Source organism: Gemmatimonas sp. (genome assembly GCF_041689975.1).
Classification (GTDB): Bacteria; Gemmatimonadota; Gemmatimonadetes; order Gemmatimonadales; family Gemmatimonadaceae; genus Gemmatimonas.
This window is the reverse complement of sequence record NZ_JBDNFF010000096.1, coordinates 14,977-36,245: the sequence shown is the minus strand read 5'-3', so window position 1 is coordinate 36,245 and position 21,269 is coordinate 14,977. Positions and strand designations below refer to the sequence as shown.

The 21,269-nt window shown below is 63.6% G+C and carries 16 protein-coding genes, 1 other RNA gene and 1 pseudogene; 13 read left to right on the top strand and 5 right to left on the bottom strand.

The genetic code is table 11. The features are described 5' to 3' along the window. The 11 genes and pseudogenes from mrdA (at position 1) to ACESNG_RS06725 (ending at position 14,326) form a co-directional block, all read left to right on the top strand. Positions 1 to 1,761: a penicillin-binding protein 2 gene (gene mrdA / locus ACESNG_RS06775; protein WP_373068316.1), complete on the top strand. Its 1,761-nt coding sequence runs from the start codon at positions 1 to 3 to the stop codon at positions 1,759 to 1,761. 27 nt (positions 1,762 to 1,788) lie between these two features. Then, positions 1,789 to 3,039: a rod shape-determining protein RodA gene (rodA, locus tag ACESNG_RS06770; RefSeq protein ID WP_373068314.1), complete on the top strand. Its 1,251-nt coding sequence runs from the start codon at positions 1,789 to 1,791 to the stop codon at positions 3,037 to 3,039. 73 nt (positions 3,040 to 3,112) lie between these two features. Further along, positions 3,113 to 3,973 (top strand): annotated as a pseudogene (accD, locus tag ACESNG_RS06765) (acetyl-CoA carboxylase, carboxyltransferase subunit beta); the annotation flags it as partial. A 155-nt stretch (positions 3,974 to 4,128) separates the two neighbouring features. Continuing rightward, a complete protein-coding gene (locus ACESNG_RS06760) occupies positions 4,129 to 5,313 on the top strand; it encodes a folylpolyglutamate synthase/dihydrofolate synthase family protein (protein ID WP_373068312.1) in 1,185 nt (394 codons plus the stop codon). 9 nt (positions 5,314 to 5,322) lie between these two features. Continuing rightward, the gene (gene hisS / locus ACESNG_RS06755; RefSeq protein ID WP_373060543.1) at positions 5,323 to 6,639 is read left to right on the top strand and encodes a histidine--tRNA ligase; all 1,317 of its coding nucleotides are present in this window, start codon (positions 5,323 to 5,325) and stop codon (positions 6,637 to 6,639) included. After that, entirely contained in the window at positions 6,632 to 8,101 is a 1,470-nt protein-coding gene (gene proS / locus ACESNG_RS06750; RefSeq protein WP_373068310.1) for a proline--tRNA ligase, read from the top strand. The genes hisS and proS overlap by 8 nt, the downstream gene beginning before the upstream one ends. Before the next feature lie 8 nt (positions 8,102 to 8,109). Next, a complete protein-coding gene (gene lysA, locus ACESNG_RS06745; protein ID WP_373060545.1) occupies positions 8,110 to 9,393 on the top strand; it encodes a diaminopimelate decarboxylase in 1,284 nt (427 codons plus the stop codon). Then, entirely contained in the window at positions 9,393 to 9,905 is a 513-nt protein-coding gene (locus tag ACESNG_RS06740; protein WP_373060546.1) for a YfcE family phosphodiesterase, read from the top strand. The genes lysA and ACESNG_RS06740 overlap by 1 nt, the downstream gene beginning before the upstream one ends. Then, on the top strand, positions 9,905 to 11,446 hold the full coding sequence (guaA, locus tag ACESNG_RS06735) for a glutamine-hydrolyzing GMP synthase (protein ID WP_373060547.1): 1,542 nt from the start codon (positions 9,905 to 9,907) through the stop codon (positions 11,444 to 11,446). The genes ACESNG_RS06740 and guaA overlap by 1 nt, the downstream gene beginning before the upstream one ends. 4 nt (positions 11,447 to 11,450) lie before the next feature. Beyond that, a complete protein-coding gene (locus tag ACESNG_RS06730) occupies positions 11,451 to 12,962 on the top strand; it encodes an amidohydrolase family protein (RefSeq protein ID WP_373060548.1) in 1,512 nt (503 codons plus the stop codon). Between the two features lie 47 nt (positions 12,963 to 13,009). Next, positions 13,010 to 14,326 carry an MATE family efflux transporter gene (locus ACESNG_RS06725; protein ID WP_373060549.1) on the top strand — a complete coding sequence of 439 codons (1,317 nt, stop codon included), beginning with the start codon at positions 13,010 to 13,012 and terminating at the stop codon, positions 14,324 to 14,326. Between the two features lie 29 nt (positions 14,327 to 14,355). Here ACESNG_RS06725 and ACESNG_RS06720 read toward each other — a convergent pair whose 3' ends face one another. Then, the gene (locus ACESNG_RS06720) at positions 14,356 to 14,808 is read right to left on the bottom strand and encodes a PTS sugar transporter subunit IIA (protein ID WP_373060550.1); all 453 of its coding nucleotides are present in this window, start codon (positions 14,806 to 14,808) and stop codon (positions 14,356 to 14,358) included. An 81-nt stretch (positions 14,809 to 14,889) separates the two neighbouring features. Here ACESNG_RS06720 and dusB point away from each other — a divergent pair, with 81 nt between their 5' ends. Next, positions 14,890 to 15,939 (top strand): tRNA dihydrouridine synthase DusB, encoded by a 1,050-nt coding sequence (gene dusB, locus ACESNG_RS06715; RefSeq protein WP_373060551.1) that lies wholly within the window; start codon positions 14,890 to 14,892, stop codon positions 15,937 to 15,939. Positions 15,940 to 16,016: 77 nt separating this feature from the next. Continuing rightward, positions 16,017 to 16,373: a transfer-messenger RNA gene (gene ssrA / locus ACESNG_RS06710) on the top strand. Here ssrA and ACESNG_RS06705 read toward each other — a convergent pair. The 4 genes from ACESNG_RS06705 to purF form a co-directional block, all read right to left on the bottom strand. Then, a complete protein-coding gene (locus ACESNG_RS06705) occupies positions 16,362 to 16,661 on the bottom strand; it encodes a hypothetical protein (protein ID WP_373060552.1) in 300 nt (99 codons plus the stop codon). The two genes, ssrA and ACESNG_RS06705, sit on opposite strands and share 12 nt — an antisense overlap. A gap of 230 nt (positions 16,662 to 16,891) precedes the next feature. Next, complete coding sequence (locus tag ACESNG_RS06700; RefSeq protein WP_373068308.1) at positions 16,892 to 17,074, bottom strand: hypothetical protein; 183 nt, start codon at positions 17,072 to 17,074, stop codon at positions 16,892 to 16,894. Positions 17,075 to 17,170: 96 nt separating this feature from the next. Continuing rightward, positions 17,171 to 19,831 carry a pyruvate, phosphate dikinase gene (gene ppdK, locus ACESNG_RS06695; protein WP_373068306.1) on the bottom strand — a complete coding sequence of 887 codons (2,661 nt, stop codon included), beginning with the start codon at positions 19,829 to 19,831 and terminating at the stop codon, positions 17,171 to 17,173. Between the two features lie 32 nt (positions 19,832 to 19,863). Then, the gene (gene purF / locus ACESNG_RS06690; protein ID WP_373060555.1) at positions 19,864 to 21,267 is read right to left on the bottom strand and encodes an amidophosphoribosyltransferase; all 1,404 of its coding nucleotides are present in this window, start codon (positions 21,265 to 21,267) and stop codon (positions 19,864 to 19,866) included. Between the last annotated feature and the right edge of the window lie 2 nt (positions 21,268 to 21,269).

The following is a 21,269-nucleotide window of genomic DNA, read 5'->3' as shown; positions in this document are numbered from 1 at the left end:
GTGAGCTACCATCCGAACGCGATTCTTCGTCGTGCGCGTCTCGCTCGCGTGCTGCTGTTCGCCGCCTTTGTGGCGCTCGGTGGCGCGTTCTTTCGCGCCCAGGTGCTGCAGAATGCCGAGTACGTGCTGCAGTCGGAGAACAACCGCTTGCGTGAAGTGCCGCTGCCCGGTGCCCGCGGCACGATCTATGACCGGCATGGCGAAGTGATCGCTGAGAATCTTCCGGGGTACTCGGTGTCGATCCTGAGTCCGACGGAGGATTCGCTGCGGTCGGCGCTCACCACGCTGTCGAAGGTGATTCAGATCGACTCGGCGCAGCAGGAGCTGGCCGTGCGGCGTTTCCGTCGTGCGCGTACGCGGCCGGCGGTGATCTTCAACGACGCGTCGTTCCAGGTCGTGTCGGTGCTGGAAGAGCGTCGCGTCGAATTTCCCGGACTGATCATTCAGAGTTCTCCGAAGCGGTACTATCCGGATGGCGCGGCGATGGCGGCGCTGGTCGGATACACCGGCGAAATCTCGGAAGCCGATCTCTCGAAGGATAAGTACGAGAGCTACAAGGCTGGACAGCAAGTCGGCAAGACCGGTCTCGAACTGCAGTACGAGGCGCAGCTGCGTGGAAAGGAAGGCCGTCGATTCGTTGAAGTCGATGCGCGGAATCGCGTGGTGCGCGACGCCGGCGTGCGACCGGAAGAGCAGCCGGAAGCACCGCCGGCGCTGCGCACGAATATCGACCTCGATTTGCAACGGTACGCGCATCAGTACTTCGGCGATTCGCTGCGTGGCGCGGTGGTCGCGCTGGAACCGACGACCGGTGCCGTGCTGGCGCTGTACAGCGCCCCCTCCTACGACATCAACAAGTTCATCGGTGGCGCATCGAGCAGCTTTGTCGAGAGTCTGCGCCTCGATCCGCATCGGCCGCAGTTCAATCGGGCGATCTCCGGAACGTATGCGCCGGCTTCTACGTGGAAATTAGCGACGGCTATAATGGGCTTGGAGCGCGGCCTGGTCACGATGGAGACTCGCATGCCGCAGCCGTGCACGGGTGGCTACTACTACGGCCGCGTCTTCAAATGCTGGGACAAGCGCGGGCATGGTGATGTCACGCTGGCGCAGGCCATCGCGAAATCGTGCGATGTGTATTTTTATCAACTCGGCCTCAAGATCGGATTGTCCAATCTGCTGGCAGGAGGGATCAGTCTTGGCTTCGCCGACAAGACACAGATCGACCTGCCCAGTGAGCGAAAGCCGACGTGGTTCGCGAACACGACGTACTTCGACCGAAAGTACGGCGCGCGCGGTTGGAATCGTTCCGTGCTGTTGAGCTTGTCCATCGGACAGGCGGACAACGCGCAAACGCCGGTGAGCATGGCGCGCTTCTACACAGCGCTCGCCACCGACGGCTCGGCGGCGACGCCGCAGATCGTTTCGCGCGAGCCGGAGCGCAAGCAGATCCTCAATCTCGACAAGACGCAGTTGGCGGGCATCCAGCTGGCGCTGGCTGATGTCGTCTCCCGCGGCACCGCTGCCGGAGCGCAAATTCAAGGACTCACGATCGCCGGTAAGACGGGTACGGCACAGGTGAACGGCCAGCTCGACAATGCGTGGTTTGTGGGATACGCACCGGCCAACGATCCCAGGATCGTGGTCGCCATCATCATCGAGGAAGGATTGCACGGCTCTACCGCCGCGCGCGTGGCGACCAAGTTGATGGAGCGGTATCTCAAGGCGCGGTTGACGATGACCGCCATCGTCAACGACTGAGGCAGCGAGCACATGGCCGGAATCTCCGTGTTGCGTCGAAAAGGTATCGACGTTCCGCTGCTGGTGATCGCGTTGCTGCTTACCGGTTTCGGCATCGCGATGGTGTTCTCGGCAGGGCAGATCGACAGCCCTTCGCCGATCATCGAGAACGCGTGGAAGCGGCAACTCGGGTGGTTCGGCGTGTCGCTGGCGGCCACGTGGATCATTTCGCGTGGGTCGGTGCGCTTGATCGAGTGGAGCGCATGGCCGCTGTACGCACTGAGTTGCACGCTGCTCCTGCTGGTGCTGTTCGTGGGCACGGGCGCCGGAACGGCCGCCAGTGTGAAGGGGTGGCTCAGCATCGGTGGCGTGCGTATCGGACAGCCAGCGGAATTGGCGAAACTGGCCACCACGCTCATGCTCGCGCGCGTTCTCGCCGCGCAACGTGAATCGATTCGCTCGCTGGTCGACCTGTGGCGACCGCTACTCGTGGTCGGCATTCCGTGGCTGCTGGTCATGGCGCAACCCGACCTTGGCACCGGCATCGTGTTCATCGGTATCTGCTTCGCGATGCTCTTCTGGGCCGGCGTCGCGTGGCCGCTGTTGCTGTTGTTGGCGAGCCCCGGCATCAGCCTCGTGCTGGCCTTCAGCACGGGCATCTGGGGCGCGTGGTTCCTCATTCTCGTCGCGTTGGTGCTCTGGTACCGTCCCTACCTGCTGGAGGGCGTCGTCATCGTGATGATGAACGTCATCATGGGTGGGGTGGCACCGATTCTGTGGGACAAGCTCAAGCCGTATCAGCAGAAGCGACTACTCGTATTCCTCGATCCGAACGTCGATCCGCAGGGCTCGAGCTATCACGTTATTCAAAGCAAGGTGGCCATCGGCTCCGGTGGACTGTTCGGCAAAGGCTTTACGCTGGGGAGTCAGAAGCGTCTCAAGTTCCTGCCTGAACGACACACCGACTTCATCTTCTCGGTGGTCGGAGAGGAGCTCGGGTTCATCGGCGTCAGTATCGCACTCACGTTATTTCTGGCGCTCTTCCTGCGAACGACGCGCGTGGCATCGCGCGCCAACGACGCCTTCCCGAGTCTTGTGGCCTTCGGGCTGGTCTCGGCGTGGTTCGTGCACGTCATGGTGAACGTCGGCATGACGCTCAATCTGATGCCAGTCACCGGTATTCCGCTGCCGTTCTTCAGCTACGGTGGTTCGTTCCTGCTGGTCAGTTGGACGGCGGTTGCCGTCCTCCTCCGAATTTCCGCCGAAGGACGCGGTCAGCCAGACGCGATCGGTCTCTGAACGATCAGGGAAACGATCTCGGCTGTGCGCAAGGGCTAGCCTTCGAAGGCTAGACCGCCAACATTAAGAGTCTATGGCTTGGTTCAGGAAGGATAAAACGCCCCGACAGCCGCGTCGCGAGCGCCTCGAGATTCCTCCCGACACGTGGGAGAAGTGCGAGGCCTGCGGGCATACGGATATCCGCGACAAGTTTCTGCGGAATCTCAATGTCTGCCCCGCTTGCGATTTCCACCGCCGTGTACGGGCGTGGGATTACGCGGCGATGTTACTCGATGAAGGCTCGACCGTCGAGGTGGGAAGCGAGTTGCGTTCTGTCGATCCGCTGGGCTTCCCCGAATATCCTGCCCGCCTCAAGCGCGCGCTCACGAACGCTGGCGACAGCGATGCCATTCTCACGGTCGCGGGGCTCCTCGAGGGGCTACCCGTCGGGATCGGTATTATGGACTTCGCGTTCATGGGCGGGTCGATGGGCTCGGTGGTCGGCGAAAAGATTGCGCGCCTCGGGCAGCGGTCGCTCGAGAAGAAGCATCCACTGGTCATCGTCTGCGCCTCGGGCGGCGCGCGCATGCAGGAGGGCATCCTCTCCCTGATGCAAATGGCGAAGACGTCGGCCGTGCTGTCACAGCTGGCCGAACGGCGGATTCCCTACATTTCCGTGCTCACCAATCCGACCACCGGTGGCGTCAGTGCGAGCTTTGCGATGCTCGGCGATGCGATCCTGGCCGAGCCGGGGGCGGTCATCGGCTTCGCTGGACCACGCGTGATCAAACAGACACTGGGGCAGGATCTGCCGGAAGGATTCCAGACTGCGGAGTTCCTGCTGGAGAAGGGTATGGTTGATCAGGTCGTGCACCGGAAAGAGTTGCGCGATACGCTCTCGCGACTCATGCGGCATATGACCGGACGTCCCGCGGCGGCGGGGCACGTGCAGGAAAGCTTACCTTCAATCCACTGGCCCCCCCGCCGACGTCAGCGGCTGAACGGGCCTCGCTGCCCGATTCGGCATATCACGACGCGCTCCGCCGACTGTTCTTGCGTACCGGCGGCGCTTGGCGTCTCGGGCTGGAGCGTGTCTCGGAGTTGCTGGCGTTGCTCGGCAATCCCCATCGTACCTATCCCGTATTCCACGTGGCGGGCACGAACGGGAAGGGCAGCACGGTCGCCACGTTGGACGCGATGCTACGCGGATCCGGATTGCGCGTTGGTCGCTATACGTCTCCGCACCTCGTGGATTTCGCTGAGCGTGTGGTGATCAACGGTGCGCCGATGCCACATGACGCGATCACTGCCTGGCTCGATCAGTGGGAGCCGGAGATGACCCGCCTCGGTGCAACCTTCTTCGAGGCGACCACATCGATGGCCCTCGACTGGTTCGCCGCGCAGCGGGTCGATGTGGCCATCGTCGAAGTGGGTTTGGGCGGTCGGCTCGACGCCACGAACACCGTGGAGCCGCTGGCGAGCGCCGTGACGCAAATCGGCTTTGACCACATGGAGTTTCTCGGCGATACGCTCGAGCTGATCGCTGGCGAGAAGGCCGGCATCTACAAGCGCGGTGCGGTGGCGGTCGTGGGCGAGACGCGGCCAGAGATTCGAGCGCTCCTCACCGCTCGCGCCGAGGCCGTGGGTGCAGGTCCCGTGCTGGTCACTGGTCGTGACTGGCAGGTGCGGGACATTTCAGTCGGCGGTGTCGGCACGAGCTTCACCTTGGTTACGCCAGACGGTGAGCGTCGATTGACGACACCGTTGATTGGCGACTTTCAAGCCCACAACGCCGGTGTGGCTCTGGCAATGCTGCGTGGAGCCGGCGGGCGCTGGGTCGATATCGAGCGAAACGCGGCGGCGCTGTTGCCCGGGGTGCGTCTGTCGGGACGCTTCCATCGCGCTGGTCCGTGGCTCTTTGATGTGGCGCATAACGCAGACGGCGCGGCGACGGTGGCGGCCAATCTGCTCGAGGTCGGCGTGCCGCTGCCGGTAACTGCCGTGGTGTGTGTGCTGCGCGACAAGGACTGGGCGGGGATCCTGCGGGCGGTTGCGCGGGTGGCGACGCACATCGTGGTGACGATGGCTCCCACGGCACCGGTGGCGCGTGCCTGGAATCTGGACGAGGTCACGGCATGGGCGGCGGCAGCGGGGTTGCCGGTGCAGCGTGTGGACAATTTCGCCTTGGCGCTCGACTACGCGCGCGAACGGGCCGCCACGGTGCTCGTGACGGGATCATTTCATACGGTCGGCGATGCCATGGAGCGGTTGCAGGTCGATCCGCTCGCTCGGTAACTTTCAAGGATGCCTCCAAAGCTCCTCCCGGGTTTCCGAGATTTCTATCCCGAGCAGTTCGCCGAGCGAGCCCACATCTTCGCGACCTGGCGCCGCGTCGTGCGGCGCTATGCGTTTCAGGAGTATGACGGGCCACCCCTCGAGCCGCTCGAGCTTTACACGCAGAAGAGCGGCGACGAAATCGTGGGCCAGCTGTTCGGGTTCGTCGATAAAGGCGGACGCGCCGTCGCGATGCGTCCCGAGATGACGCCGACCTTCGCACGAATGGTCGGTGCACGCGCGCAGACGCTGCGCAAGCCGGTGCGTTGGTTCTCGATGCCGCAGCTGTTCCGCTACGAGCGGACGCAGAAGGGTCGTCTCCGTGAACACTTTCAGCTCAACGTCGATATCGTCGGTGAGTCGGATGTGCTCGCGGACGCCGAGCTGCTGTCGATGGCGGTGGAGATCATGGCGGCCTTCGGGCTGACGGCCAGTGATGTGCGCGCGCGCGTCAGCGATCGCCGGTTGCTGAACGGTCTGCTGGCGCACCTTGCCATCGACGAGGCGACGTGGCCGGCGGTGTATGCCGTGCTCGACAAACTCGAACGTCAGCCGCAAGAGATCTCGGCCGAGAAACTCTCGGTCGCCGGCTTGCCACCCGTGACCGTCGAAGCGATTCTCGGGTTCGCGACGCTCGACTTGGCGACGCTGCAGTCGCGTTATGGACATGCGCCGGATGTGGCGCCGCACGTGGAGCGGTTCGCGCAGTACGTCGCACATTGTGAGGCACTGGGGATCGGCGCGTGGCTGCGCTTCGATCTGACGATCGTGCGCGGCCTCGCGTACTACACCGGAATCGTGTTCGAACTGTTCGACAACGTCGGAGAGTTTCGGGCGATCTGCGGCGGCGGCCGATACGACAATCTGCTCAAGTCGCTCGGCGGCATCGATCTGCCGGCGCTCGGTTTCGGCATGGGCGATGTCGTGCTCGGTGAGCTGCTCAGGGCACGCGGGCTGATGAAAGCCGCAGCGCCCGCCGTGGCACTGTGGATCGCGCAGGCGCCGGACAGCGCGTCGTATCCAGCCGCGATGCTGCGCGCGGCATCGCGGCTGAGAGCCGATGGCTACTCGGTGGAGTTCGCGCTGCGTGAGCAGCGTGTGGAGAAGCAGTTGGAAGCCGCCCGGAAAGCCGGCAGTCTCGCCACGATCGTGGTGGACACGACCGGTGACGCCGTGAACTATCGCGCGCGAGCAGTTGGTGCACAGGAAGAGATCGTGCAGACCCTTGATGCCCTGAGCACGTGGGCATCGTCGACGTTGAATCGAACGGATACCGCCCATGAGTGACGACAAGAAGCTGCCCACGCGCGCTGACAACTTCAGCGAGTGGTACAACGAGTTGGTCCTGCGTTCGGAGCTCGCCGACTACTCGCCGGTGCGCGGGTGCATGGTCATTCGACCGCACGGCTACGGCATCTGGGAGCGTATGCAGCGCGCGCTCGACGACATGTTCAAAGCCACGGGCCACGTGAATGCCTACTTCCCGCTGTTCATTCCCGAGAGCTTCCTCTCGAAGGAAGCGGAACACGTGGAAGGCTTCGCGCCGGAGTGTGCGGTCGTCACCATGGGTGGCGGTAAGCAGCTCGAAGAGCGGCTCGTGGTGCGTCCCACGTCGGAGACGATCGTCTACTCGATGTTCGCGAAGTGGGTGCAGAGTTACCGCGATCTGCCGTTGCTCTACAACCAGTGGGCCAACGTGGTGCGTTGGGAAATGCGCACGCGTCTGTTCTTGCGTACGATGGAGTTTCTGTGGCAGGAAGGCCATACGGCGCACACCACGCACGACGAGGCCGAAGAGGAGACGCGTCGCATGCTCGGCGTATACCGGGAATTCATGGAAGGTTACATGGCCATGCCGGTGATCACCGGTCAGAAGACGAACTCCGAGAAGTTCGCGGGTGCGCTCCGGACGTATTCGTGTGAGGCGATGATGCAGGACAACAAGGCGCTGCAGGCCGGCACCTCGCACAACCTCGGGCAGAACTTCGCGAAGGCGTTCGATCTCAGCTTCCAGAACGAGCAGGGTGAACAGGCGTTTGCGTGGAATACCAGCTGGGGCGTCTCGACGCGTCTGGTCGGCGGCCTCGTGATGACGCACGGTGACGACGCGGGACTGCGCCTGCCACCGAAGCTGACGCCGATTCAGTTGGTGATCGTGCCGATCTGGAAGACCGAGGAGGAGCGCGCGGCCACGGTGGAGATGGCCAAGCGCATCGCCGACGATCTGGGCAGCTTCAAGCGTCCGGACCACGAGCGGATCCGGGCACATGTCGACGACCGCATCGGCGTGAAGCCCGGCGCCAAATACTATCACTGGGAGCTCCGCGGCATTCCGCTGCGCATGGAAATCGGCCCCCGCGATCTGGCGTCGAACACCGGTATGCTGGTACGTCGCGATACGCGCGAGAAGCGTCCGATCAGCTTCGATACGCTTCGCACCGAGTTGCCGGTCGTGCTCGACACGATCCAGGCGGACATGTTGGCCGCCGCCCGCGCACGGGTCGAGGCGAACACGATTCGTGAACGCATCAGCTACGACCGGTTCAAGGAAGTCATGGACGGCCCTGGCGCGTTCGTGTATGCGGGGTGGAACGGCGACCCTGCCGTCGAGCAACAGGTGAAGGAAGAGACCAAAGCGACGATCCGCGTGATCCCCGATCCGGAGTATCGGTCGCCCGAAGCGCCGACGACGTGCATGGTCACGGGTGAGCCGGCGAAGTACGAGGTCGTGTGGGCTCGCTCGTACTGAACGACGCGATGCCTTCCTCAGGATCCGAACCGGCATTCCCCCGGCGGGGCGGTGTGCTGTACGCGGAACAGGTGCCCATCCCGGTCATCGCGGCAGCGGTGGGTACCCCGACGTACGTGTATTGCGCGAACACGATTCGCGCACGATTGCAACGCCTCGAGCAGGCGTTCGTGAGCGTGCCGCATCGCATTCACTTCGCGATGAAGGCGAATTCGAACCTCGCCGTGTTGCGTCTGCTCCATGAGCTCGGCGCTGGCGTCGATATCGTGTCGGGTGGGGAACTGTTCCGCGCCCGCGAAGCCGGCTTCACCGGCCGCGATGTGGTCTTCAGCGGTGTCGGCAAGACCGTAGGAGAAATCGAGCACGCGCTCGAAGCACGCGTGCTGCTGATCAATGTCGAGTCGGAAGCGGAGCTGGTCACGATCGACGCGGTGGCGGGCCGCCAGGGCGTCGTGGCGCCCATCGCGATCCGGGTGAACCCCGAAGTGACCGTCGACACGCCGCACGCGTACATCAAGACCGGCGAGAAGGGACAGAAGTTCGGTATTCCGCGCGATGACGTGTCGCGTCTCGTCGCCATGGTGCACGATCTGCCGAACGTGGAGCTCCGCGGCTTGGGCATGCACCTCGGTTCGCAGATCGGTAATGCCGATCCGATGCGCGACGCACTGCCGCGTTTGCTCTCGGCGATCGCCGCGGCTCGCGCCGATGGTCATGCCATTGCCTACATGGACGTCGGTGGCGGATTAGCCGTACCGTATCACGCCGATGACGCGGATGCCGACGTGGACGATTACGCCGCGATCGTGCTCGCAGCAGCCCGGGAGACCGGGCTGACGCTGCTGCTCGAGCCGGGGCGGTTCCTGGTGGCGGAGTCCGGCGTACTCATCACGGAAGTGCTGTATCGGAAGCACGCCGCCGGCAAGGATTTCATCGTGACAGACGCCGGTATGAACGATCTCGTACGTCCGGCGCTGTATCAGGCGTACCATCGGATCGACGCCGTCGAAGCCACCGAAGGAACCGTCGTCGCGGATGTCGTTGGACCGATTTGCGAGTCGGGAGACTTCTACGCGAAAGACCGACCGATGCCGGATGTCGTGGCCGGTGCCTTGCTCGCCGTGCAGACGGCCGGTGCCTATGGCTATACGATGTCGTCCAACTACAACTCCCGTCCGCGCCCTGCCGAAGTCCTGGTGGATGGAGATCGCTTCGCCGTGATCACCGAGCGCGAACGCCTCGAAGATCTCGTACGCCTCGAGCGTGCGCACCTCCAGTGGAGAACTGCCTGATGCGGATCGGCTTACTGTCGGATACCCATGACCGCGTGCCTGCCGTCCGCGAACTCCTCGAGCAGATGATCGCCGGTGGTGTATCGATCGTGATGCACGCCGGCGACTACTGCTCGCCGTTCACGTTGCAGCCGTTCCACGATCTGTCGGTTCCACTACTCGGCGTGTTCGGACGCAATGATGGTGATCACGATGCGCTGCAGGCGGCCGCCAAGTCCGGGTTCGGCGCTACGGAGCTGTACGAATCGCCGCACAGCTTCGATCTCGGTGGCAAGTCGGTCTTGCTCATCCACGACCTCGCCGATGTGCATCAGCGCTCGATCGACGGACATGAAGTGGTGGTACACGGGTTCACGCACATCCCCGAGATGAAGTCGCGCGGAGATTCCTTGCTGGTGAATCCGGGTGAAGGGTGCGGCTGGCTGAACGGCGCGCCCACGGGTGCGATTCTCGATCTCCATACCAAGGCCGTCGAGTTTCTCAAGCTTACCGGTCCGGAGTGGAAGTACTGATGAACAGCCGTATCCTCATCCTCGATTGCGGTTCGCAGTTTACGCAGTTGATCGCCCGCCGTGTGCGTGAAGCCCGCGTGTACTCCGAGATTCATCCGCCGTCGAAGTCGCTCGAGTGGATTCGTGCCTGGAAGCCCGACGGCATCATCCTGTCCGGTGGACCGAGTTCCGTCACAGACGAAGGGGCCCCGACGATCTCTCGTGCGCTGCTCGACATCGCGCCGGTGCTGGGCGTGTGTTACGGCATGCAGTTGATCGCGCATCTCGAGGGTGGTGCCGTGGTCGGTGGCGGCCGTCGCGAATACGGCCGCGCGGAAGTCACGATCGTCGAACCGTCCGGGCTGTTCGATGGGTTCGGCGCCGGCGAGCGCACCACCGTCTGGATGAGCCATGGCGACCACGTGGAGCAGGTGCCGCCCGGCTACGTGGCCACCGCACACAGCGGTCACACGCTGGCGGGTTTCCGCCACACCACGCGGCCTATCCACGCCGTCCAGTTCCATTCGGAAGTCGCCCATACGGTGCGCGGCGCCGAGATCATTCAGAATTTCCTGTTCGGCGTATGCGGGTGCACGCCCGATTGGACGCCGGGACATTTCATCGATCAGGAAGTCGCCCGCATTCGGGAACTCGTCGGCGACAAACAGGTCATCTGTGGGTTGTCCGGCGGCGTGGACTCGAGTGTCGCGGCGGCGCTCGTACACAAGGCGATCGGCGATCAGCTCACGTGCATCTTCGTGGATACGGGTTTGCTGCGCTTGCACGAGCGAGAGCAGGTCGAGCGCACGATGCGCGCACACCTTGGTATCAAACTGATCACGGTACGGGCGGAAGATCGCTTCTTGACGGGGCTGGCTGGCGAGGGCGATCCGGAGAAGAAGCGCAAGATCATCGGGCACACGTTCATCGACGTGTTCGAGGATGCGTCGGAGGAGGCGGGGCAGGGCGCCGAGTTCCTGGTGCAGGGGACGCTGTATCCGGATGTGATCGAGTCGGTGAGTGCGAAGGGCGGACCGTCGGCCACGATCAAGACGCACCATAACGTGGGTGGCCTCAAGCCGGACATGAAGTTCCGTCTGATCGAGCCGCTGCGTGAGTTGTTCAAGGACGAGGTACGTAACGTCGGTCGTGAGCTCGGGCTGCCCGAGGAGATGGTCGGCCGTCATCCGTTCCCGGGCCCGGGTCTCGCTATTCGCGTCCTTGGCGAAGTCACGCCGTACGCCGTCGATATTCTCCGGCGCGCCGATGCCATCTATCTCGAGGAGATTCGCGCGGCCGGACTCTATCAGGAGATCTGGCAGGCCTTCGCGGTGTTCCTGCCCGTACGCTCGGTGGGCGTGATGGGCGATGGTCGGACGTACGAACATGTGATCGCCTTGCGCGCGGTGACGAGCACGGACGGCATGACCGCTGACTGGTTCGCGTTCCCGCATGAGGTGCTTGGCCGGATTTCGAGTCGTATCATCAACGAGGTCGACGGCGTGAACCGTGTAGTCTACGACATCAGCTCGAAGCCGCCGGCCACCATTGAATGGGAGTAGTGCGATGCGCCTGACGAAACTCTCCGCTTTCCTGGCTATTGTTGCACCGATGTGTCTCACGATGAGCGGGACACTCGATGCGCAGTCGGCCCCCACGCACGGAGTGCGACCCGCACGACTGGTGATCCGCGGGGCGACGATCATCGAGGGCAACGGCACGCCGGCCGAAGGCCCGAAGGACATCGTGATCGAGGGGAATCGCATTGCGCAGATCGTTTCGCTCGATCCGGTGGCGATCAAGGATGGTACGGCGCGACGTCCCGCAGGCGACGTGATCATCGATGCCACCGGAAAGTATGTGATGCCGGGGCTCATCAACATTCACGGTCATGTGCAGGATGAGCGTGGAGGTATTGCGCAGCCGCTCGAGTATCAGATGAAGCTCTGGCTTGGCATGGGGATCACCACCGTTCGCGATGTCTCGAGTGACACTCCGAAGACGATCCAGTTGCGGGCGCGCAGCCTGAGTGGCGATCTGGTCGGGCCGCGTTTGTACGTGTATGCGCGCTACGCGTACATGCCGGTGCCGCGTAACGAGGTCGAGGCACGGCAGCGGGTTCGTGATCTCAAGGCGCAGGGTGCCGACGGACTCAAGTTGTTCGGGATGGACAAGGATGTGTATCCGGCGGTTCTCGACGAAGCGAGAAAGCTCGGACTGCGCACCGCACACCACATGGCCGTAGACGAGACCAACGCGTGGGACGCCGCCGCGGGCGGACTGACGAGCATCGAACACTGGTATGGCGTGCCGGATGCGGCCATCACCGATGGACTGCAGCAGTTTCCTTCAAACTTCAATTACGCCGACGAGGGCATGCGCTTCCGGTACGCCGGTCGGCTCTGGCGCGAAGCCGATCCGACGCGACTGCAAGACGTACTGAAGGCCATGGTGAAGGGGAATGTCGCATGGAATCCGACGCTCGAGATCTATGAGGCCAGCCGTGACCTGCAGCGCGCGGAAACGCAGCCGTGGTTCGCCGAGTATCTGCATCCAACGCTCGACAAGTACTTCAAGCCGGATCTGTCGAACCATGGTTCGTACTTCGCGAATTGGAGCAGCACCGACGAAGCGTACTGGAAGGAGAATTATCGGATCTGGTTTCAGGCTGTGCGCGATTTCGAGCGGCTTGGCGGTGTCGTGGGCGCCGGTGAAGATGCCGGCTTTATTTATCAGGTGTACGGCTTCGGCCTGATTCGTGAACTCGAGCTGCATCAGGAGGCGGGATTCGCCCCGCTCCGCGTGCTGCAGCATGCCACGGCGAACAACGCGAAGATTCTTGGCGAAGAATCGCGGCTGGGGCGGGTGCGTCCTGGTTTCCTCGCCGATCTGGTGGTGATCAACGGCAATCCGCTCGAGGATCTCAAGATGTTCTATCCGCCTCGGGCCGATGCGGCGGCGGGACCCGGTGGTGGCGTGGCGTGGACGATCAAGGACGGCATTCCCTACGATGCGCCGCGCTTGCTTCGCGAGGTGCGCGAGTTGGTGTCCTCGGCGAAGCGCACCAACGGGCGTTGATCGTCGCCGTCGAGTCCAGTCGGGACTGGCGAGGGGATCTGCGTGACATGGCGCGAATCGCCATGCCGATTGTATTGATCAATCTTGGCATTCAGGCGATGGGCGTGGTCGATGCGCTCATGGTCGGCAAGCTCGGTGGTGCAGCGATCGCAGCGGTCGCGTTGGGCAATTTCTATTTCTTCAACGCCAGTGTGTTCGGCCTGGGCCTGCTCTGCGCGATCGATCCGGTCGTCGCGCAGGCGGTCGGTGCCGGTGATCACGCGGCGGTCGCGCGCGGTGTGCAACGTGGGTTCGTGCTTGCTGCACTCGTTTCCATCGTGGTATTGCTGGCGCTGCTGCCGGTCGAATGGATGTTGCTCGCCCTGGATCAGCCGGCCGATGTGGTGAAGGAGACGACGGTTTACACGCATCGGCGCGCGCTGGCGATCGTGCCGTTCTTCGCGTTCAACGTGTTCAGACAGACGCTGCAAGCGATGGGCCCGGTACGGCATATCCTCGTTGCCGCGGCGGTCGCCAATGTCGTGAACGTCGTCGTGAACTGGCTGCTGATTTTCGGCAATGCCGGTGCGCCGGCGCTCGGTGTCGAAGGGGCGGGCTATGCGACGGCCATCTCGACGTGGGTGATGGCGCTCGTACTACTCGCATTGGCGTGGCCGCTGCTCCGTCCGGCGATCGTGCCGTGGCGTGCGGAGTCACTGCACTGGGCGCCCTTCTTGCGCGTGCTTCGCATCGGTGTGCCGATCGGTATCCAGTGGTTCTTCGAAAGCTTCGCGTTCGGCCTCACCGCGATTTTCATGGGCTGGATGGGCACGGCATCACTCGCCGGTCATGAGATCGCGCTCAACATGGCCGCCATGACGTTCATGGTGCCGCTCGGCATTTCGGGCGCGGCGGCGGCGGTGGTGGGGCGAGCGATCGGACGCGGCGACATGCCGTCGGCGCGTCGCGATGCCGTGGCGGCGATCGCGTGCGGCGGCGGCGTGATGTGCATCAGCGGCGTGATCTTCATGGTCGCGCCGGAATGGCTCGCGACGCGATACACCACGGAGGCCGCCACGGTGGCCGTCGCGGTGTCGTTGATCCCACTGGCGGGCATGTTCCAGGTGTTCGACGGCCTTCAGGCGGTCACCAGCGGCGTGCTGCGCGGCACGGGCGACACACGTGTGCCCGCCATCCTGCATCTGGTCGCGTTCTGGGGAGTCGGAATCCCGCTCGGGATGTACCTGGGATTCCGGACGCCACTCCGAGAACGCGGGCTATGGATGGGACTCGTCGCCGGCTTGGCCGCCGCCGCAATCCTGCAGAGTCTTCGCGTCGTGAACCGACTGCGATTGGACATCGGCCGCGTCGTCGTCGATCACTGACCGCTGATCGACGGCAACGCGAGCGCCGGTTAGACGCGTTTCTCTTCGAGTAACGCCATGAACTCAGCCGGCGAGGCGACCTCCAGTAGGCGACCTGGCACGTCGCTCTCCTTGCTGAACTGCGCGATCTTCCCCAGTACCGGCAGGTACTGGTTCGAGACCTCGAGCGGCGGCGCGACGATGAGGAAGAAGAAGTTGACGGGCTTGTCGTCGATGGCCTTGAAGTCGACGCCGTCTGTCTTGCGGCCAAAGGCCACTCGCAGGCGGTTGACGACGAGGCTGCGACAATGCGGAATCGCGATTCCACGGCCAATGCCGGTGGAGCCGAGATTTTCGCGCCGCTTGAGCATCTTGAACAGCATGCCCTCGGATTTCTCATCGAGCTTGAGCAGCCCAATCAGTTCCTTGAGAATTTCGTCCTTGCTCGTACCCTGAAGCTCGAGCTGGACAGCGTCTTCGGAGAAAAACTCGCGCAGTTCCATAGCCTTCTATCCTAACCGTGCGGACGCCGCTGTCAAACCTCCGCGTTGCTCACCCGATGGCGCCGCGCTAGCTTCAACTCTATGCCCCGCAAGACGTTTCCCTTCCGTGTGCCCTATTCGGTGCCGCTTTATCTCGCGCCGATGGCCGGCGTGTCGGAATCTCCCTTCCGGCGCTTGTGCCATGCGCACGGTGCCGACGTGGTCGTCACCGAGTTCCTGTCGGCTGAAGGCATTCGCCGGGAAAACGAAGCGACGATCAGCAAGCTACGATTTTCGCCCGATGAACACCCGATCGGCGTCCAGATTTTCGGCGCGGATCCCGCAGCCATGGCCGACGCTGCCGCACTGGTCACCGACCTTTTCATGCCGGACTTCGTCGACATCAACTTCGGGTGTCCGGTCAAGAAAGTCGTTCGGCGCAATGGCGGTTCGGGATGCCTCCGCGATCTCGATCTCGTGCAGGAAATCATCCGCGCCGTCTCCAGGGCGACGTCGCTGCCGGTGACGTGCAAGATCCGCAGTGGATGGAGCGAAGAGATGCGCGACCCCGTGGGCATCGCGCTGCGCTGTCAGGACGCCGGTGTCCGCGTGCTGGCGCTGCACGCGCGGACCCGGACACAGATGTATACGGGGCAGGCCAATTGGGACGAGATCGCCAAGGTGGCCGAAGCGCTGGATATCCCGGTGCTCGGCAACGGCGATATCAAGACGGCCGCCGATGCCAAACGCATGCTCGATCACACGCAGGCCGACGGCATCATGCTGGGGCGCGGGTCGTACGGGCAGCCGTGGGTGTTCAACCAGGCGCGTGCGCTGTTCGAAGGACAGCCCATGCCGGAGACGCCGGGCGTCCATGAACGCTTCGCGATCGCGCTCGATCACGCCCGGTTGGTGCAGGCGTATGAGATCGACGCCATCGGTGCGGCGCTCGAATTCCGCAAGCATCTGGGCTGGTACGTGAAGGGGCTCCCCAATTCGGCCGATTTGCGGAAACTGCTGCACCAAGTACGCGACTTCAGCGAGGTTGAAGAGATCTTCTCTAACTACTTGCTGCACTACGAGGAGTACCGGGCGCAGCGACTTGCGGCCGTTGATCCGGATGTCTCGGATCTAACCTGCGAGGTAGCGTAAAGGCGCCGGGTCGGGCGGGGAGTTGCGGGAACCGACCGTGCTCCCCTAGTGTACAGCATAGTGCAGTACCGTTAGCCGGGGGTGACTGGCTTCGACGGGGTTGGTGAAGCTCTGGTTGCGTGCCCAGGTCCTCGAGCACCTGGTAAAACACTCGGGAAAATTCCAATCGCGAACAACAACCTCGCGCTCGCCGCCTAACCTTCGGGTTACCGGCAGTGCTCACAAGGCAGCCCGCCCGGGGCGGCATGTGAGTATCGAAAATCTGGGCTAGTCCGACGTCGCGCCTGCAGGCGTTGGGCAAAACTTTAGCAGGCTTGTTCGGACGTGGGCTTTCTGTTGGCCAGCGGACGGAGACCTCAATCAACAGAATACGCACGTAGACGCTGGGGTCGATTCAGTCTCGGACAGGGGTTCGATTCCCCTCACCTCCACTTAGGCGCCTCACCGCACTCGCGGTGGGGCGCTTTTGTTTGTGGCACCGCCGCGCCAGTACCCTCCGAGCGCCAGGTCGCCGGCAGCTGTTTCATCAGCCGTGCCTTGAACTTGTGGTAGTCCACCGTGATCGTGTGGCGCGGCTTATCGAGCTGCGCCTGGTCGGGATGGGCCAGTTCCTCGGCGATCGCCGCTTCGAGGTCGCTCGGGGGATCCCAGGCCCCGGAAAGGCGTCTCGCCAGCACCTCGGCCGCCGGCCAGATGCAACCCAGTGGTTGGAAGAGCCCCACGAACGAGAGCGTGCCCGTCGAAGCGCGCGATGTCCGGCCGCGGGGTGATGTGGCCGTGGCGCAGCGCGTAGAACAACTCCGAGTTGACCGTGGGATGCGTGGCACCGAACGCCTGATCCGGTTCGGGCAGGCCATAGTCACGATTGGAGCCTTGCAGGAGACGCAGGAGAAACTGATTGACCTTCGACCGAGCGGCGCGCGGCATCCACTGCGTGCGTTGTCCAACGACGTCACTCAATTGTCCGAAGAGAAACTTCGGGAACGATCCTATGACCTTGGCGCCAAGAGATGTCGGTCGTCGCCGACACACGTGCGGTTTCCACCGTCACACCGCACGCTGAATTGCCGCTGCCGATCACGAGTACTCGTTGGCCTGCAAACGGTGCAGCCCGATGGAAGTCGTGGGAATGCATCGTCGGTGAACCCGGCATCGAGCAGGTTCTTCACCGCGGCAATGCCGGATGGGCCGGCACTGATCACCGCGATGCCTGCCCTGCGCGGCAACATGGTCAGGCGAGCGCGGCGTGCGCGGCAGCGAGGCGGGCAACCGGCACGCGATACGGTGAGCAGGACACGTAGTCGAATCCGGCCTGGTGGCAGAACGCGACACTCTGCGGCTCACCACCGTGCTCACCGCAGATGCCGACTTTGAGGTCGGCACGTGTGGCGCGGCCGTCGCGCACAGCCCAAGAGATCAGTTTCCCCACGCCCTTGCGATCGAGGACTTGAAACGGATCCTCGGCCAGCAGTCCCTTCTCTATGTAATGCGGCAGGAAGCGGCCGGCGTCGTCGCGACTCAGACCGAAGGTGGTCTGTGTGAGATCGTTGGTACCGAACGAGAAGAAATCCGCCTCGGTGGCAATCTCGTCGGCCGTCAGCGCTGCACGCGGCAATTCGATCATCGTACCGATGAGGTATGGTACCCGCTCGCCCATGACGCCCATGACTTGTTCAGCGGCGCGCTCGATGATCGCACGCTGATGGCGGAGTTCAGATACGTCGGAGACCAGCGGGACCATGATTTCCGGACGCACGTCGATGCCGCGGCGATGCGCGCGCACGGCGGCTTCGAAGATCGCACGCGCTTGCATTTCGGTAATCTCAGGGTACACGATACCGAGTCGACAGCCGCGATGGCCAAGCATCGGGTTGGTCTCGTGCAGCCCTGCCACGATGCGAGCCAGCTCCGGACGCGTCAGTCCCAACGACTGCGCCAGCATGGTGGACTCCTCGCCGCCATGCGGAAGAAACTCGTGAAGCGGCGGATCGAGCAGGCGGATGGTGACGGGAAAACCATCCATCGCCTGAAAAATGCCCTCGAAGTCGGCCCGTTGCATCGGCATCAACTTCTCGAGGGCGCGACGGCGTCCGCTCAGGTCGCGCGCGACGATCATTTCACGCATCGCGGTGATGCGTTCACCTTCGAAGAACATGTGTTCCGTGCGGCACAGGCCGATGCCTTCCGCGCCGAAGTTGCGCGCCACACGGGCATCGCGCGGCGTATCGGCATTGGCGCGCACGCGGAGGCGACGATCTTCGTCGGCCCATGTCATCAGCTTCGCAAACCCGAGATACGTGGGCGCCTCGGCGGCGGCGAGCACGCCATTGGTCACGCGCATCACTTCGCTGGGTTGCGTGGGCAAGTCACCGGAGAACACCCGACCGGTACCGCCGTCGAGCGTGATCCACTCCCCCTCGTTGATCACGTGCTCGCCGATCCGCATCAGACGCTGCTCGTGAGAGATCTCGAGTGCCGCACAGCCTACGATCGCGCACTTGCCCATGCCGCGCGCCACGACTGCGGCGTGACTCGTCATGCCACCGCGGGCGGTCAGCACCGCTCGCGCCGCGACGATGCCATGAAAGTCCTCGGGCGTCGTCTCTTCACGCACGAGAATGACCTGCTCGCCCGCCGCATGACGCCGCTCGGCCACATCGGGGTCGAACACCACCATGCCGCTCGCGGCACCCGGACTGGCCGGCAAGCCGACCGCGAGGGCTGTGGCGCGCACGTCCGAACTGATCACCGGATGCAGGAGCTGGTCGAGCTGATTGGGCTGCATGCGAAGCACGGCTTCGCGCTGCGTGATCAACCCCTCGTTCACCATGTCGAGTGCGATGCGCAGCGCGGCGGCCGTCGTGCGCTTTCCGGTGCGTGTTTGCAACAGGTAGAGTGCGCCGCGCTCAACGGTGAACTCGATATCCTGCATGTCCCGAAAATGCTGTTCGAGGCGATCCTGCGTGGCCATGAGGGCGGTATACGCGCCGGGAAGCATGGTCGCCATGTCATCGATATGGAGCGGCGTACGGATACCGGCCACCACATCTTCGCCCTGCGCGTTCACCAGAAATTCGCCGTAGAAGCGGCGTTCCCCCGTGGACGGATCGCGGGTGAACGCGACGCCGGTGCCGGAGTCTTCGCCCATGTTGCCGAACACCATCGACACGATGTTGACGCCCGTACCGAGCGTGTGCGAGATGCCGTTCACGCGCCGGTAGTCGACGGCCTTCTTCAGCGTCCACGAATTCCACACGGCCTCGATCGCGCCCCACAGCTGCACCTGCGGATCCATCGGAAAGTCGTGCCCAGAGGTGAAGCGGATCAGTTGCTGGTATTCGTGCACCAGTGACCGCAACGCGTCGGCACTGAGCTCGCTGTCGGTTCCGACGCCGGTCGTGAGGCGCTTGCTGCCAAGCAGCTGCTCGAACCTGGCAATCGGCACGCCCAGCACGACATCGGCATACATTTGCAAAAAACGGCGATAGGAATCATAGGCGAATCGCGTGTTGCCGCTCGCCTTCGCCAGCCCTTCGACCGTCTCGTCGTTGAGACCGAGGTTGAGGATCGTCTCCATCATGCCCGGCATCGATACGGAAGCGCCGGAGCGGACCGACACGAGCAGTGGATTCGACGCGTCGCCAAAGCGCTTACCGCTGACTTCCTCGAGACGCACGAGCGCGCGAGTGACTTCCTCGCGAAACGCCTCGTCGACCAATCCATCGGCGAGATACGATACGCACCGATGAGCGGCAATGGTGAAGCCGGGTGGAACGGGAACGCCGAGATTCGTCATCTCGGCGAGATTCGCGCCCTTTCCACCCAATAGTGTTTTCATCTCCCGCGTACCGTCGGCGCTACCGTTTCCGAAGAAATAGACGGAGCGGGTCATTCAGTTCTCCCTTGCAGTGTGTGACACGATGATCAGGCGATTCCGACGGGAAGACCCGCGCCGCCGCCGGCGCGTAACAGTTCCGGTTCGCTCGGCGTCGCGGTCGGGTACTTGCCCGAGAAGCACGCGTGGCAATAACCACCAGGCCCTTCGGGCATCACAGACAACATACCATCGATCGAGAGATAGCCGAGCGAGTCGACGCCGAGGTGCCGCACCAGCTCGTCGTGCGTCATCTGCGCCGCAATGAGCTCCTCACGACGTGGGGTATCGATGCCATAGTAGCACGGGCTGATGATCGGTGCGCTGGACACGCGCATGTGCACTTCGCGGGCACCTGCTGCGCGTACCAACGAGACCAACCCACGCGTAGTGGTACCACGCACGATCGAGTCGTCGACCATCACCACGCTCTTACCCTCCAGCAGTTCTCGCACCGGATTGTACTTGACCTTCACCTTCGCATCGCGGCCGGCCTGTGTCGGCAGGATGAACGTACGCCCGATGTAGTGATTGCGGATCAGCGCCAATTCGTACGAGGTTCCGGACTCGTCGGCGAAACCGAGGGCGGCCGAGTTCGACGAGTCAGGCACCGCGAACACGATATCGGCACCCGGCGCCGGACATTCGCGCGCCAACTGGCGACCGAGCGCGCGACGGGACCGGTCCACAGAGCCACTGAACACCGCGCTGTCGGGACGAGCGAAGTACACATGTTCGAACACGCAGCGATGGATCGGCGCCGGCGGCAGCGCATACACCGACCGCAGCCCCTGTGCATCGACGGCAATGATCTCGCCCGGCTGCACTTCGCGTTCATAAACAGCACCGACGATGTCGAGAGCGCACGTCTCCGAGGCGAACACCCACCCGTCGCCGAGCCGACCCATCACGAGCGGACGCCAGCCGTGCGGATCACGCGCCACGAGCACCGTGTCGTCGAGGATGATCAGCAAGCAGTACGCGCCCTCGATGCCCTGCAGCGCTTCCGCCACGCGGTCCTCCGGTGTCGCGCCGTGAGCCCGGGCGATCCGGTGTACGATCGCCTCGGAGTCCATGGTGGACGAGAAGATTGCGCCGCCGTCTTCCAGATCGCGGCGCAGTTCCACCGCGTTCGTCAGGTTGCCGTTGTGGGCAAGGGCGATGTGACTGCGGCGCACGCGTGCGAGAATCGGCTGCGCGTTCTCGATCGCCGATGCGCCGGCCGTACTGTACCGCGTGTGGCCGATCGCGATCGGTCCACGCAGCGCCTCCATCTCCTCGTCGCCGAATCCTTCGGAGACGAGTCCCATCGCACGGCTCACCCGTGCATGCCGCGCGTCGTCGACGGCTACGATGCCCGCCGACTCCTGGCCGCGATGCTGCAGCGAGTACAACCCGAGTTGCGTCAATGCTGCTGCGTCCCGAACCCCATAGACGCCGAAAATACCACACATGG